Source organism: Mycobacterium sp. 236(2023) (assembly GCF_029623955.1).
Lineage (GTDB): Bacteria > Actinomycetota > Actinomycetes > Mycobacteriales > Mycobacteriaceae > Mycobacterium.
On record NZ_JARSBP010000009.1, the window covers coordinates 124,243 to 137,433 of the forward strand.

General features: G+C 66.3%; 13 protein-coding genes. 6 read left to right on the plus strand and 7 right to left on the minus strand.

All coding sequences use genetic code 11. From position 1 onward, the window contains the following. The first annotated feature begins 25 nt into the window (after positions 1-25). Positions 26-862 carry a putative hydro-lyase gene (locus tag P9A17_RS28675; RefSeq protein ID WP_278042280.1) on the plus strand — a complete coding sequence of 279 codons (837 nt, stop codon included), beginning with the start codon at positions 26-28 and terminating at the stop codon, positions 860-862. Next, positions 859-2,178 (plus strand): MFS transporter, encoded by a 1,320-nt coding sequence (locus P9A17_RS28680; protein ID WP_278042164.1) that lies wholly within the window; start codon positions 859-861, stop codon positions 2,176-2,178. The genes P9A17_RS28675 and P9A17_RS28680 overlap by 4 nt, the downstream gene beginning before the upstream one ends. On the opposite strand, the gene P9A17_RS28685 is transcribed toward P9A17_RS28680, so the two are convergent. Genes P9A17_RS28685 through P9A17_RS28695 form a run of 3 tightly spaced genes read right to left on the minus strand, consistent with a single transcriptional unit; the run spans position 2,175 to position 4,446 of the window. Then, positions 2,175-2,990, minus strand: a complete 816-nt coding sequence (locus P9A17_RS28685) for an SDR family NAD(P)-dependent oxidoreductase (protein ID WP_278042165.1) — start codon at positions 2,988-2,990, stop codon at positions 2,175-2,177. The genes P9A17_RS28680 and P9A17_RS28685 overlap by 4 nt on opposite strands. Further along, positions 2,987-3,400: a nuclear transport factor 2 family protein gene (locus tag P9A17_RS28690; protein WP_278042166.1), complete on the minus strand. Its 414-nt coding sequence runs from the start codon at positions 3,398-3,400 to the stop codon at positions 2,987-2,989. The genes P9A17_RS28685 and P9A17_RS28690 overlap by 4 nt, the downstream gene beginning before the upstream one ends. Continuing rightward, positions 3,400-4,446 (minus strand): zinc-binding dehydrogenase, encoded by a 1,047-nt coding sequence (locus tag P9A17_RS28695; protein WP_278042167.1) that lies wholly within the window; start codon positions 4,444-4,446, stop codon positions 3,400-3,402. The genes P9A17_RS28690 and P9A17_RS28695 overlap by 1 nt, the downstream gene beginning before the upstream one ends. An 88-nt stretch (positions 4,447-4,534) precedes the next feature. Between P9A17_RS28695 and P9A17_RS28700 the strand changes: the two genes are divergently transcribed. Continuing rightward, complete coding sequence (locus tag P9A17_RS28700) at positions 4,535-5,449, plus strand: helix-turn-helix domain-containing protein (protein ID WP_278042168.1); 915 nt, start codon at positions 4,535-4,537, stop codon at positions 5,447-5,449. On the opposite strand, the gene P9A17_RS28705 is transcribed toward P9A17_RS28700, so the two are convergent. From P9A17_RS28705 to P9A17_RS28720, 4 genes are read right to left on the minus strand one after another with little or no spacing between them, the layout of a single operon-like run. Further along, positions 5,379-5,795 (minus strand): OB-fold domain-containing protein, encoded by a 417-nt coding sequence (locus tag P9A17_RS28705; RefSeq protein ID WP_278042169.1) that lies wholly within the window; start codon positions 5,793-5,795, stop codon positions 5,379-5,381. The genes P9A17_RS28700 and P9A17_RS28705 overlap by 71 nt on opposite strands. Positions 5,796-5,797: 2 nt before the next feature. After that, positions 5,798-7,006, minus strand: a complete 1,209-nt coding sequence (locus P9A17_RS28710; RefSeq protein WP_278042170.1) for a thiolase family protein — start codon at positions 7,004-7,006, stop codon at positions 5,798-5,800. Between the two features lie 12 nt (positions 7,007-7,018). Further along, entirely contained in the window at positions 7,019-9,241 is a 2,223-nt protein-coding gene (locus P9A17_RS28715; RefSeq protein WP_278042171.1) for an acyl-CoA dehydrogenase, read from the minus strand. Then, complete coding sequence (locus P9A17_RS28720) at positions 9,238-10,251, minus strand: NAD-dependent epimerase/dehydratase family protein (RefSeq protein ID WP_278042172.1); 1,014 nt, start codon at positions 10,249-10,251, stop codon at positions 9,238-9,240. Before P9A17_RS28720 ends, P9A17_RS28715 begins: the two co-directional genes overlap by 4 nt. Before the next feature lie 65 nt (positions 10,252-10,316). Between P9A17_RS28720 and P9A17_RS28725 the strand changes: the two genes are divergently transcribed. From P9A17_RS28725 to P9A17_RS28735, 3 genes are read left to right on the plus strand one after another with little or no spacing between them, the layout of a single operon-like run. Further along, positions 10,317-10,928: a TetR/AcrR family transcriptional regulator gene (locus P9A17_RS28725; RefSeq protein WP_278042173.1), complete on the plus strand. Its 612-nt coding sequence runs from the start codon at positions 10,317-10,319 to the stop codon at positions 10,926-10,928. A gap of 37 nt (positions 10,929-10,965) precedes the next feature. Continuing rightward, the gene (locus tag P9A17_RS28730) at positions 10,966-11,406 is read left to right on the plus strand and encodes an SRPBCC family protein (RefSeq protein ID WP_278042174.1); all 441 of its coding nucleotides are present in this window, start codon (positions 10,966-10,968) and stop codon (positions 11,404-11,406) included. Continuing rightward, complete coding sequence (locus P9A17_RS28735; RefSeq protein ID WP_278042175.1) at positions 11,403-13,190, plus strand: sulfatase-like hydrolase/transferase; 1,788 nt, start codon at positions 11,403-11,405, stop codon at positions 13,188-13,190. Before P9A17_RS28730 ends, P9A17_RS28735 begins: the two co-directional genes overlap by 4 nt. Position 13,191 lies beyond the last annotated feature (1 nt).

A 13,191-nucleotide genomic window follows, 5' to 3' on the forward strand; every position in this document is an offset into this window, starting at 1 on the left:
TGCCCCTAGGTGGGAATGCATGCGTATGCGTTCCGCAACGGCACCGGCCGCGACGACCGCATCCGCGGCTCGCGCCGACATCCGTGTCGGCGCGCACACCGGGCCGACCAGCGGGCTGGCCGACGGCTGTGCGCAGGCCAACCTCGTCGTCCTCCCGCAAGATCACGCGCTCGATTTTCTGCGCTTCTGCGTGCGCAACCCGGTGCCGTGCCCCGTGCTCGACGTGACCGACACGGGCTCACCGCGCACGCGCCTCGCCGACGACGCCGACCTCCGCAGTGACATTCCGCGATACCGCGTGTTCAGCGACGGCGTGTGCATCGACGAGCCGTCCGACGTGGTGCAGTACTGGCGCGCAGATCTCGTGGCGTTCGTGCTGGGTTGTTCGTTCACATTCGAGTGGGCACTGGCCGCGGCCGGGGTACCGCTGGCACATCAAGACCAGGGCGTCAACGTGCCGATGTACGTCACGAACCGTGCCTGCGTGTCCGCAGGTGTGTTCAGCGGACCCCTGGTGGTGTCGATGCGGCCGGTGCCTCGACACCTCGTCGACCTCGCCGTCAGCGTGACCGCACGGTTTCCCGCGATGCACGGGGCGCCCGTCCACATCGGCGATCCGACGGCGATCGGCATCTGCGACCTCGCCGCACCAGATTTCGGCGACCCCGTGCGGGTCGAACCCGACGACATCCCCGTGTTCTGGGCGTGCGGGGTAACTCCTCAGGTGATTGCCGAGCGGGCCCGGCCGCCGCTGGCGATCTTCCACGCACCCGGCCACATGTTCATCACCGACCGACCGCACGGCCACTACGACAGTGCCTCGCGCGAGCAGATCACCGATCAGCCAGGAGGGCACGCATGACCACCGACCAGGACACTCGCAGCCAGACCGGAGCCGAGCCGGGCGCTGTCGGCAGAGCAGTCCGCGGAGCCGCCATCGGCAACACCGTCGAATGGTTCGACTTCGCGATCTACGGATTCCTCGCCACCTACATCGCCGAGAAGTTCTTTCCGCCCGGCGACGAAACCGCCGCGCTGCTCAACACTTTCGCGATCTTTGCGGCGGCGTTCTTCATGCGCCCACTCGGTGGCTTCTTCTTCGGCCCGCTCGGCGACCGGATCGGCCGGCAGAAGGTCCTGGCGATCGTCATCCTGTTGATGTCCGCCTCGACCCTGGCGATCGGCCTGGTGCCCAGCTACGACACAATCGGCGTTTTCGCGCCGATCCTGCTGCTGCTCTTGCGCTGCCTGCAAGGCTTTTCCGCAGGCGGCGAGTACGGCAGCGGGGCGTGCTTCCTCGCGGAATATGCATCGGACAAACACCGCGGATTCGTGGTGTCGTTTCTCGTGTGGTCGGTGGTCGTCGGGTTCCTGCTCGGCTCGATCACCGTCACCGGCCTGGAGACGATGCTCTCGGAGAGCGCCATGGACTCCTACGGGTGGCGAATCCCCTTCCTGATCGCCGGTCTTCTCGGAGTGGTGGGCCTCTACATTCGCCTCAAGCTCGGGGACACACCGGAGTTCACGAAGTTGCGCGACGCCGGCGAGGTGTCCGAGTCGCCGCTCAAGGAGGCGATCACGACGTCGTGGCGGCCGATCCTGCAGATCATCGGCCTCGTCGTGGTTCACAACGTCGGGTTTTACGTCGTTTACACCTTCCTGCCAAGCTATTTCACGAAGACGCTGGAGTTCAGCAAGACCGACGCGTTCTTCTCGATCACCGTCGCCAGCCTGGTGGGGATCGTGTTGATTCCGCCGCTGGGTGCGCTGTCCGACCGGATCGGTCGCAAGCCGCTGTTGATCGCCGGCTCTGTCGGATTCGCGGTGTTCGCGTACCCGCTGTTCCTTCTCCTGAACACCGGATCGCTGACCGCGGCCATCACCGCCCACGCCGCGCTCGCCGCCATCGAGGCGGTGTTCGTGTGCGCATCGTTGGCCGCGGGTGCAGAACTGTTCGCCACCCGCGTGCGCTCCAGCGGCTATTCAATCGGTTACAACGTCTCGGTCGCGATCTTCGGCGGCACCGCTCCTTATGTCGCGACGTGGCTGGTGTCGAGGACCGGGAACGACATCGCTCCGGCGTTCTATGTGATCGGCGCCGCGGTCGTCACTCTGCTGACGGTGTTGACGATGCGCGAAACAGCAGGGCGACGGTTGCGAAAGCTGTTGTCGGACTAATCATTTCCCATTGAGGCCGCACTTGCCTGCATGATGAACCGGACCGCGTCGTTACGGGACACCGAACCGAGCATCTGCGCGCCCGCGCGCATGGCCTCCCCCACGATCCATGTCGGCCCATTGGTCAGGTTGTCGAACGCCTCGGAGATCACGTCGTCGACCGGTACGGCGTCCTTCGGGCGCTCATCCGTGGTCGCGATCGTGCCGCGGGTGTGTTCGAGGCGGCGCAGTGCGGGCGTGTCCGTCTTGCTGAGGATCAGCCCGAGAACGTCGATGCCTTTGTCGTGCAGTTCAGTCCACAGCGCTTCGGCGAACACCATGTCGAAGGCTTTCGTCGCGCTGTAGGCCACCATGTTGGGGCCGCCGGCGAAGCCGGCCCCTGAGCCGAAGATGACGATGCCTCCGCGAGCGCGCGACACCATGCCCTGGGCGTAGTGGTGGCTCAGCTGCACCGGTACGAGACAGTTGCGGCGCAACATCGCCTCGGCGGAGCTGACAGGTTGCGCGAGAAAGGGTTTGAAGTCCGGGTCGGCGCCGGCACAGTAGACAAGCATGCCGATCTCCAGATCCTGCGTTCCGTCGATCACCGTCGACGCGGCATCGTCGGACGCGAGATCGACAGCCAGCACCCGGGTTTGGACCCCGAAACGATCCGAAAGAGAGGACGCGAGCTCGGCCAGAACCGATGGCCGGCGCGAGAGAAGAACCACGTTGACACCGCGACCGGCGAGCGCGGCGGCGAACGCCGACCCGACGCCGTCGGATGCGCCGGCGACCAGCGCCCAGGGGCCGTATTTCTCGGCGAAGCTCATCCCGCCGTGACCGTCCTGACGATGACGGTCGTGAACCGCCGTCGCCTGATCCGCCAGCCCGCGTCGGTTCGGACCAACTCGTCGTCGTAGAAGCCGGCAGCGTTGACGCCGGAGGTGTTGTCCTGCGACATGATCAGCGCGTCGACGTAGGCGCGCGCGGTGGCGGTGTCACCGTCGACCGTCGCGGTCTGGTTGGTGATCCTGTGCAAAGTGTGGCCTGCCATGTCATGCGCGGCGACCATGAAGTCGACCACGGCATCGACACCGTGCCACACACCGATGTCGCCGTAGTCGAGTTCGCAGTCGTCGGTGAACACCGTGCGGAACAACGGCCAGTCACGACTGTCGATCCCGGTGGCATAGCGCACCAGCACATCGCTGATGTCGCGACGATCGTCTGGCTCAGTCATCAGCAGTCTCCGTTCGGGTGGACGACGATCCGCGGCGGACCGTCCGACGTGCGCGCCAGGTCGAGTGCGTGGGGAACGTCGTCGAGGGTGATCGCCTTGCCGACGCAGGGCAGCGGATCGAGGCGGCCCGCTGCGATGGCGTCAAGAGTGCCGTACCAGTCCTGCGGCATCGGACCGCCACCGAACTGGATCGTGACGCCGGCCCGGGTGGCGGCGGTGATATCGAGACTGTCGCCGGTGTACCAGCCGCCTGCGCAATAGATCCGGGTTCCCATGTCGGATTCCTCGACCAACTTCTGGATCAGGCCAGCGGCACCAACGCACTCGAAGACCGCCAGAGCTCCCCAGAGGTTGCGCGCGGCTCGAAGCTCCCGCCACACCTCGAACGGTGAGCGCTGCGAGGGGTCCACGATGATATGCGCACCGAAACGTGTTGCCAATTCTCGGCGCTCGGGCTTGTAATCGGACACGATGATCGGCTCGACACCACGAGCTGCCAGCGCCGCCACCGCCGAGAGCCCGATTGCGCCGGCCCCGATGACGAGCGGAACCTCGCCTGGTTGCACATGCGCGGAGCGTACATAGAACTCGCCGACCGCGAATGCATCGACCAGAGCCACTGCGTCACTGGCTACTTCGCCGGACACCGCCCTGGCGATCGATTCGGCGACGACGACGAGTTCCCCGAAACTGCCCTGCGCTTCGGGATGCTGTCCGATGATCCGTGCGCCCCCGGCACCGCCGTCGACGAGCCGGATCGGGATCGACGTCACCCGGGTTCCGGCCGGGAACTGGTCGGTGCAGCCCGGCCCGTGGCCTATCACCTCGCCGACGAATTCATGACCGAGAACGATGTCGCGGTCGGCGTCGTAGAGCGAGCGCCCGGTCGGGTCGTCGATGCCCATTTCCGGGTGATCCATGAAGTGCACGTCGGACGCGCAGATCGCGGTGCTCAACGTCTTGAGAAGCAACTCTCCCTGCCCCGGAACAGGATCCGCGATGTCCTTGACCTCGAGACGACCATGCCTCAGAGCTACCGCGCGCATCCCGACTCCTTGCATTTCTCGAATATTCGAGATAGTTTCTCGATGCTCTTGCGCAGACTATAGGAAGTGCACCAGGGAGGGTCAAGGAATGGCCGGCTCCGCGCCCACCGATCGCGTGGTCGACATCGTCGAATTGCTGTCACGGCCAGGCCACGAAGCTCTCCGGTTCTCCGACGTCGTTGCGCAGCTGGCACTCACCCAAGCCACCGCGCATGCCATCCTCGCGACTTTGTGCGAGCGCGGCTGGGTCTCCCGCGACCCGACGACCAAGACCTATTCGCTCGGCCCCGCGCTTGCTGCCGTCGGCGCACGCGCGGACCTGACCCGGCCACTCGTTCACGCCGCACGGGCGGTCATGCAACGACTCCACGATGAAACCGGCTACGCAAGCTCCATTCTGGAGCGCCTCTCGGCATCCCTGATCGTCGCGGCACACGTCAGCGCCGACGATTCGACTCCCGCACTCGGCCCCGGTGACCGGATCCCCTACACCCCTCCGTTCGGTGTGGCGCTGGCTGCATGGGATGCCCCCGACGGCAGGCAGGCGTGGCTCCGCCGTGGCGGCAACGCCCCGGAATTGGTCGAGCGATTAGAGGCGGTGCTGACCAAGGCCCGTGGACGCGGCTTCGACATCGACTGGACCACACCGGCGATGGCGCAGGCCGCGGAGCTTGTCGTGCGGCTGCAGCGTGACGGTGTGCCGGCTCAGGTCGCCGACATCATGGACCGGCTGCTGGTGGAATGCACCGCGGTGGGGCTGCTCCCCGACGACGACCCGGCTCGGCGCAATCAGCCTGTCGCCACGATTGCCGCACCAGTGTTGGATGAACACGGCTTCGCAGCACTGATCCTCGCAATCCATCCGTTGAAGCCGTTGTCCGCCAGGGAAATTCGGTCGCTCGGGGTGCGGGTCAATAATCTCGCGGCCGAGCTCAGCGATCGGCCGGTTCGTACCTCAACATCGTCACCTCGTGCTCGGGGTAGTCGCAGAACACCGGCTTGACCCGCATGCCGATCGCGATGTCCTCGGGCTCGATGTTGACCAGCTCGGTCGAAAAGCGCGGACCCTCATCCCACTCGACGATCGCCAGCAGTTGCGGCACGGCATCGGCGAAATGCGGGCCGACCGGACGCCGGGCCACCGTGAACGAGTAAACCGTCCCCATCCCGGAGATCTCGCGCCATTCGAGGTCGTCGGCCAACGTGCGCGGGGCCCGGACCCGTGGATAGAACACGTACGACTCCGACGACGGCGAGTACTGGATCACCACCCGGTGCTCGGCCAGGCCGTCCCAGAACGGCGCACTAGTCGGGGTTTTCACCGGCATCGGACGTTGCAGACCTGTCACGGTCAGTCTCCCTCCAGGACGAGAGTGGTCTGTTCGGACAGGATGCCGCCGTTGCCCGACACGAATGCCCGGTCGCATTGTGCAACTTGGGCGGCACCGGCTCGTCCCATGATCTGCCGAGTCGCGTCACAGACGTGGTGCATGCCGCCGGCGTTGCCCGCCTGCCCGAATCCGAGTTGTCCACCAGCGGTGTTGAGCGGGAAGTCGCCTCTGAACGTCAGATCGTGCTCAGAGACGAACTCCATGCCCTTGCCCTTCTCGCAGAAGCCGGCGTCCTCGAGGCTCAGCAGCACGGTGATCGTGTAACAGTCGTAGATGGAGACCATGTCCATCTGCTCGCGTGTCAGACCCGACATCGCGAACGCGGTGTCGGCCGCGCGCGCGATGGGTGTCTGCAGCAGATCCTCTGCATAGGTCGGCGTCTTGTACGGCACCTGCTCACCGAATCCCTTGACCCACACCGGCCGGTTCTTCGCCTTGGCGGCGACCTCGGCGCTGGCCACCACCACCGCAGCACCGCCCACGCACGGCATCACGATCTCCAGCATGTGCAGCGGGTCCGCGATGACGGGGCTCGCCAGCACATCCTCGATGGACAGCGGCTTGTCCTTCCAGATCGCCCCCTCGGTGTGATTGGCGTTCACACGTTGGTCCACCACGATCTTGGCCATCGCGCGTTCGTCGTAGCCGTACACCGACGCGTACCGCTGTGCGACCTGACCGTACGGGCCGTTCTGACCGAGATTGCCGTAGGGAATCTCGAATTCGGCTTGCGGCGAACCGAACTGATTACTCGATGCACCGAAGAATACGGCGTCGATGAGCGGCTTGGCCTTCTTCTCCGACGTCGGGGTGAGATAGCGGGCGGGAATCGCACACAGCACCACATCGCAGATGCCGAGTTCGATGGCGGCCGCCGCACGCCACACCATCCCGACCGCACTGGCACCGCCGAGGTCGACGAGCTCGGCGAAACCGGCCCGCACGCCCAGGTATTCGGCGACCGTCGACGGCACGAAGATCTCCGATTCGGCCAGGTGCGATGTCACGATGCCGTCGACCAGCTCACCGGACAGCCCCGCATCGTCCAGCGCCGCCGAACCGAGCTCGGCCCACTGCTCCAGCGTGAATGGGGCAATGCCGGCCTTGCTCAGGCGCTCCGGTGGCAGTTCCACGAAGCCGACGATCGCGGCTTCACCGCGCAAACCCATGTGCTGCTCTCCTCACTTGCGGGGCAATCCGAGAATCATCTGAGCGATGATGTTGAGTTGAATCTCTTTGGTACCGCCGCCGATCAACTCAGCGGGCAGATGAAAGTACGGTTCCAGGATCGCTGGTTCGGAATCTTCGACGAGGGCTGCCGGCGCCGTCAGTTCCAGGGTCGCCTTGAAGATGCGCCGAAGCATGACGTTCATCGCGACCTTGGCGATACTCGATGCCGGTCCCGCGGCCTGCCCGTCGAGCAGGCGCATGACCTCACGCACCGCGAGGACCTTGATCGCGTTGGCGTAGGCATCGGCCTCGCCGAGAGCTGCCAGCACCCGGCCACGATCGGGTCGGTCCTGTTCGGCGAGGCCGCGCAGAATGCTGGCCCGGTCGAAGTTGACGTAGCCGCTGATCGCCACGCGCTCCTGCGCCATGGTGGCGATCGCGAGGTTCCAGCCGTCCGTGGGACCGCCAAGCAGCATCTCGTCGGGAACGAACACATCCGACAGAAACACCTCGTTGAAGTGCGACTCGCCGGTGGCCTGTCGGATCGGTTGCAGCTCAATGCCTTCGGAGCGCATGTCAACGATGAAGTAACCGATACCCCGATGTTTGGCCGCGTCGGGATCGGTGCGTGCGAGCAACGCGCCGTAATCCGCGGTGTGGGCCGACGACGTCCAGATCTTGTGACCGTTGATCCGCCAGCCGCCGTCGACCTTGGTGGCCCGGGTGGTGAGGGAGGCGAGGTCGGACCCCGCGCCGGGCTCACTGAACAACTGGCACCAGCCGAGGTCCCCGCGTTGCGTGGCGGGGATGAACTTCTGCTGGAGGTGCTCTGGCGCCGAGCTGATGAGTGACGGCAGGATCCATTCGGAGATACCCAGGGATGGTCTGACCAGGTCGGGTCGCCGCGCGAACTCGTCGTCGATGATCAGCTGCTGCAGCTGAGTGGCTTCCACACCCCACGGTCGGGGCCAGTGCGGGGCGATCAGGCCGGCGTCGGCGATCAGCGTGCGCTGTGGCCCGGTGGCGAGGTTCGGGTAGTCGCCCTGGCGGCCGGGCCGGTCGTTGCGCAGGGTGAGCGCCTCGTCGAGCACCGCCGCGACCTCGAGCCGGAAGTCGGCGTCGAGATCACCGAGTTTGACCGATACGTCGCGGGTTTCGGTGCGCGTCAGGTCACCGAGCGCTTCTGCGAACCGCCCGGCGGGTCCGATCGATGCGGCAAGACTCGTCGCTTTGCGCCAGTAGAGGTGCAGGTCGTGCTCCCACGTGTAACCGATCGCACCGAACATCGTCAGGGTGTCCAGGACGAGGTCGGGCGCAGGAGCGATCGCCATCAGTGCCGCGCTCGACGCCGCGATCCGGTGCTGCGCAGAGCCTTCCGACAGCGACCGCACCGCGTCCCACGCGGACGAGACCGCCAACTCACTGTTGACCAGAAGCATTGCCGCCTGGTGCTGCAGCGCCTGGAACGTACCGATCGGTTTGCCGAACTGTTCGCGCGTGCGCAGGTGCTCGGTCACCGCCTGCACACACCATCGGATGGCTCCTGCTGCGGCACTGGCGGTCAGCGCTAGCACCACGCTCTGCGCGCGGACGTCGTCGATGCCCTCCAGCACGAACTCTTCCGTGCACGCGTAGTCGTAGAGGGTGACGACGCCGATATCCACGGTCTTGTCGGTTCCGTTGCGCGCTGCGACCTCGACGCCGGCCTGCGATGTGTCGAACACCAGCCATCGCGTGTCATCACCGAAATCCACGGCGGCGACGATCAGCTGCGCCGAGCACGCTCCCGGTGTCGCGCGGGACTCCCCGCTGACGGACCAGCCCTGGTCGGTGGACACAGCCCGAAAGTCGTTGTCATCACCGAGGATCACGGTCGATGCCACGCCCGCGGACATGCATTGCAACAGATTCCGGCGCGCTGGGGATTCGGCGGCCAGAAGTACGATCGCGCTCGCCGTCACGGTTTGCAGTACCGGTCCGGGCAACAGCGCCAGCGCGGCGGCCTCCAGGATGCACGCCGTGTCGACGAGCGTGCCACCCTGGCCGTCGACATCTTCGGGAAGGTGCACGGCATGAAAGCCGTTGGCGACGAACTCGTCCCACCATTTCGGCAGGTCTCCGGCGGCCAGCGCGTCGAACGACTCGCGAGTCTGGCCGATCGGCGCGTGCCTCGCCGCGAACTGGGCGACAGCATCGGCCAGCTGGAGTTGCTCGGGCATCAGGCCGATCGTCATCGTGCTCCCTCGACAGCGGGGCGACGCCGGCCCCTGAAGAAGTGCGCGGCGGCCACGATCGCCTCGGACGTCGGTTGTGGCTCCCAGCCGAGCTCGCGCTGCGCCTTCGAATGATCCAGTGGTGTCATGATGTGCATCAGACGGATGTTCAGCGGTGTGAGCATGGTGTCCTTATTGCGGAGTTGTGCGATCGCTGCGCTGACATGGCCGGCCGCAGACATCGCCCGGATCGGGATGCCGAACCGCGGCGGCGCGACATCGACCGCCGCACAGCCGATTTCGTGGACCTCGCGGGTACTCATGAACCGTTCGGAGACGATGTACCGTTCGCCGACCCTGCCGCGCTCACCGGCGAGAATCATGGCGCGCGCAGCGTCCTCGATACCGACCACCTCGGCGTCGTAACCGTCGATGTAGAACGGCAGCTTGCCCCGGACGGCGGATGCGAGCATTCCACCGTGCGGTGTGGGCAGGAAATCGCCGGGGCCGTAGGTGTTGGCGACGCACATGGCAACCCCGGGCAACGCCTTCTCGGAGCAGTAACGCAGCACCATCTCTTCGGCAGCCACTCGCGACCTGATGTATTCACCGCCGGCGTCGAGCCAGTTGTGGGTCGTGGCCTCGTCGGCCAACCCGCCGTCGACCACGCCGATCGTTCCGATCGAACTCGTGAAGACGAAGCGGAACAGGTCGGCGTCGGCGGCGACATCGAGGACGTTGCGGAGCCCGTCGACGTTGGTCCGCCACATCGGTCCGGGATCGCGCAGCCAGGGGCGCGCGTCGACGACGCAGTAATAGACGACGTCGCACCCGGCCATCGCATCGCGCAAGGCCTGGGTGTCGAAGATGTCGCCGTAGCGGATATCCACTGGCAGACCGTCGATCCCCAGCGTCGAACTCGTGGTGCGGATGAGCACCCGCACGTCGGCGTGCCCGCGGGCGATCAGCTGCTTGGTCACGTGGGAGCCCAGGAAGCCACTGGCGCCGATCACCAGCTTCGTTCCCGCCATCGACACAGACCTCCGCAGACCGCAAGACGAGACGCAACGTCTCGTCTTGTGGCACACTACGGGCGATGCCCCAGCGTGTAAAGCCGGACGGGAAGCCCCCGACGGCCCCAGAGGTCGCTGCGCCCCGACGGCGCAGCGAGAGGTCACGCATGGCGATCGTCGGTGCCACTCGGAAGCTGTTGATGGAGCGCGGGTTCGACAAGCTCACCATCGAGGCCGTGGCTGCCCGCGCCGGAGTCGGCAAGCAGACGATCTACCGATGGTGGCCCACCCGGCATGCGCTGGTCGCCGACGTCATCCTCGAAGACGCCGACCGGATCCTGCGCCCTATCACGCCGACCGACGATGTCGCCGCTGACGTGTGCGCATGGTCGATGACCCTCGCCACCGCCCTGACGACGGCGCGCGGCAACGCAATGCTGCGCATCCTCACCACCGCCGGAATGGAACATCCCGACACCGCGGAGCGGCTCCACAGCGGCTTCAGCATGCCGTTGCACGACACGGTGCGAAATCGGTTGGCATCGGCGGGATTCAACGAGCAGGCGGTTCAAGACGCCGCTGATGCGATCGTCGGCGGCATCGTCTACGCCATTCTGAGCGAGGGCCGTACCTTCGCCCCGCACCGCGCCGAATCCATCACCCGCACCGTCCTCGCCGGGCTCTCTCGGCCATGATCTAGCGGTCTCCCCCGCGACCGAGTTGGATGGGGTGATGACCGAGGCCAGCCGCACTCGCGACGTCGCAGCGAGGCCTGCCGCAGTGTGGGCAGTCCTCGCCGACTTCGGGTCTCTCAGCACGTGGGCGGACGGTGTCGATCATTCCTGCCTGCTCAACGATCGCGCGGCCGAGGTCGGACTGACCCGACGGGTGCAGTCGGGCCGCGACACCTTCGTCGAGACGATCACCGCATTCGACCCGCCCCAACTGCTCACCTACGACATTCACGGGGTGCCCAGGGGCTTTTCGGCCTCGAACCGCTGGAATCTGCACGCCCGGGGTGATCGCGCCACTACCGTGACCCTGACCAGCACCGTCACGATGAACTCACGTCTCCTGCGCCCGATCGGCGAACGCGTCTTCGCACAGCTGATGACGCGCCGCTCGGAAGCACTGCTGAGCTCACTGGCATTCACACTCGGAGGCAGGTCATGACACCGCAGCGGCCCGACATCGTCATCGTCATGACCGACGAGGAACGCGCCACGCCTCCGTACGAGTCGACAGCGGTCCAGACGTGGCGTGACGAAACACTGAGCGGCAGAAGATGGTTCGACGAGAACGGGGTCAGCTTCGAGCGTCATTACACCGGCTCGCTGGCCTGCGTGCCCAGCCGTCCGACGATCTTCACCGGCCAGTACCCCGACCTGCACGGCGTCACGCAGACCGACGGCATCGGCAAGTCCTACGACGACTCCCGGCTGCGGTGGCTTCGCCGCGGCGAGGTACCGACCCTCGGCAACTGGTTCCGCGCAGCCGGCTACGACACCCATTACGACGGCAAATGGCACATCTCGCACGCCGACCTCGTCGACCCCCGCACCGGGCAATCTCTGGACACCAACGACAACGACGGCGTCGTGGATCCCGCGGCGGTCCGTCGCTACCTCGACGCGAATCCGCTCGACCCGTACGGGTTCTCGGGCTGGGTGGGCCCGGAACCTCACGGCGCGAAGCTGTCCAATGCAGGTATCCGGCGTGACCCGCTGATCGCCGACCGCGTCGTGGAGTGGCTCCGGAACCGCTATGCCGCCCGCCGAGCGGGCGATGAAGATGCGCTGCGTCCCTTCCTTCTGGTGGCCAGCTTCGTCAACCCGCACGACATCGTCCTGTTCCCGGCCTGGGCGCGCCGAAATCCGTTGCGACCCTCTCCACTTGACCCCCCGCCGGTGCCCGCTGCACCCACCGCGGACGAGGACCTCTCGACGAAGCCGGCCGCGCAGATCGCTTTCCGCGAGGCCTACTACTCCGGCTACGGCCCTGCCGCGTCGATAGAACGCACGTACCGGCATGACGCCCAGAAGTACCGGGACCTCTACTACCGTCTCCACGCCGAGGTCGACACCCCGATCGACCGGGTGCGTCGGGCGGTCGCCGACGAGACGTTCGACACCGTCCTGGTCCGGACGGCCGACCACGGGGATCTGCTCGGCGCGCACGGCGGCTTGCACCAGAAATGGTTCAACCTCTACGACGAGGCGACCCGGGTGCCGTTCGTCGTCGTCCGGGTGGGCCGCAACGCGACCACGCCGCGGACCGTCTCGGCGCCGACGTCGCACGTCGACATCGTGCCGACGCTGTTGTCGGCGGCAGGCGTCGATGTCGACGCGGTCACTGCGGTGCTCTCGAAGTCGTTCTCCGAGGTGCATCCGCTTCCCGGTCGCGATCTCATGCCGGTCGTCGGCGGCGCACCTGCCGACGACGACCGCCCGGTCTACCTGATGACGCGCGACACCGTTCTCGAAGGCGATACGGGTGCCTCAGGTGTCGCGCGCATGCTCAAGTTGACGAGCAGAGTTCCTGCGCCACTGAGGATCCGCATCCCGGCGCACACGGCCTCGAACTTCGAAGGGCTGGTGCTGCGCGTCGACGACAGCGCCGCACCCGGCGGTGCCGGACACCTGTGGAAACTCGTGCGCTCGTTCGACGACCCGGGCACGTGGACCGAACCGGGAGTGCGCCACCTGGCCGCCGACGGCGGCATGGGCGGCCCCGCGTACCGAAGGGACCCGATCGACGACCAGTGGGAGCTCTACGACCTCACCGATGACCCGATCGAGCAGCAGAATCGGTGGGCCGACCCCGAATTGCTGGAGCTGCGTGCACATTTGCGGACACAGCTCAAACATGTTCGGGCCGAATCGATTCCGGAACGGAATACACCGTGGCCCTACGCCGAACGCCGGCCACCCCGGCGGGCCAGACCTAAACTGAGCTGAA

Bases quoted from the DNA above. Each gene is read 5' to 3' on its own strand.
- P9A17_RS28675 (WP_278042280.1), top strand. From the start codon at position 26: ATGCGTTCCGCAACGGCACCGGCCGCGACGACCGCATCCGCGGCTCGC.
- P9A17_RS28680 (WP_278042164.1), top strand. From the start codon at position 859: ATGACCACCGACCAGGACACTCGCAGCCAGACCGGAGCCGAGCCGGGC.
- P9A17_RS28685 (WP_278042165.1), bottom strand. From the start codon at position 2,990: ATGAGCTTCGCCGAGAAATACGGCCCCTGGGCGCTGGTCGCCGGCGCA.
- P9A17_RS28690 (WP_278042166.1), bottom strand. From the start codon at position 3,400: ATGACTGAGCCAGACGATCGTCGCGACATCAGCGATGTGCTGGTGCGC.
- P9A17_RS28695 (WP_278042167.1), bottom strand. From the start codon at position 4,446: ATGCGCGCGGTAGCTCTGAGGCATGGTCGTCTCGAGGTCAAGGACATC.
- P9A17_RS28700 (WP_278042168.1), top strand. From the start codon at position 4,535: ATGGCCGGCTCCGCGCCCACCGATCGCGTGGTCGACATCGTCGAATTG.
- P9A17_RS28710 (WP_278042170.1), bottom strand. From the start codon at position 7,006: ATGGGTTTGCGCGGTGAAGCCGCGATCGTCGGCTTCGTGGAACTGCCA.
- P9A17_RS28715 (WP_278042171.1), bottom strand. From the start codon at position 9,241: ATGACGATCGGCCTGATGCCCGAGCAACTCCAGCTGGCCGATGCTGTC.
- P9A17_RS28720 (WP_278042172.1), bottom strand. From the start codon at position 10,251: ATGGCGGGAACGAAGCTGGTGATCGGCGCCAGTGGCTTCCTGGGCTCC.
- P9A17_RS28725 (WP_278042173.1), top strand. From the start codon at position 10,317: ATGCCCCAGCGTGTAAAGCCGGACGGGAAGCCCCCGACGGCCCCAGAG.
- P9A17_RS28730 (WP_278042174.1), top strand. From the start codon at position 10,966: ATGACCGAGGCCAGCCGCACTCGCGACGTCGCAGCGAGGCCTGCCGCA.
- P9A17_RS28735 (WP_278042175.1), top strand. From the start codon at position 11,403: ATGACACCGCAGCGGCCCGACATCGTCATCGTCATGACCGACGAGGAA.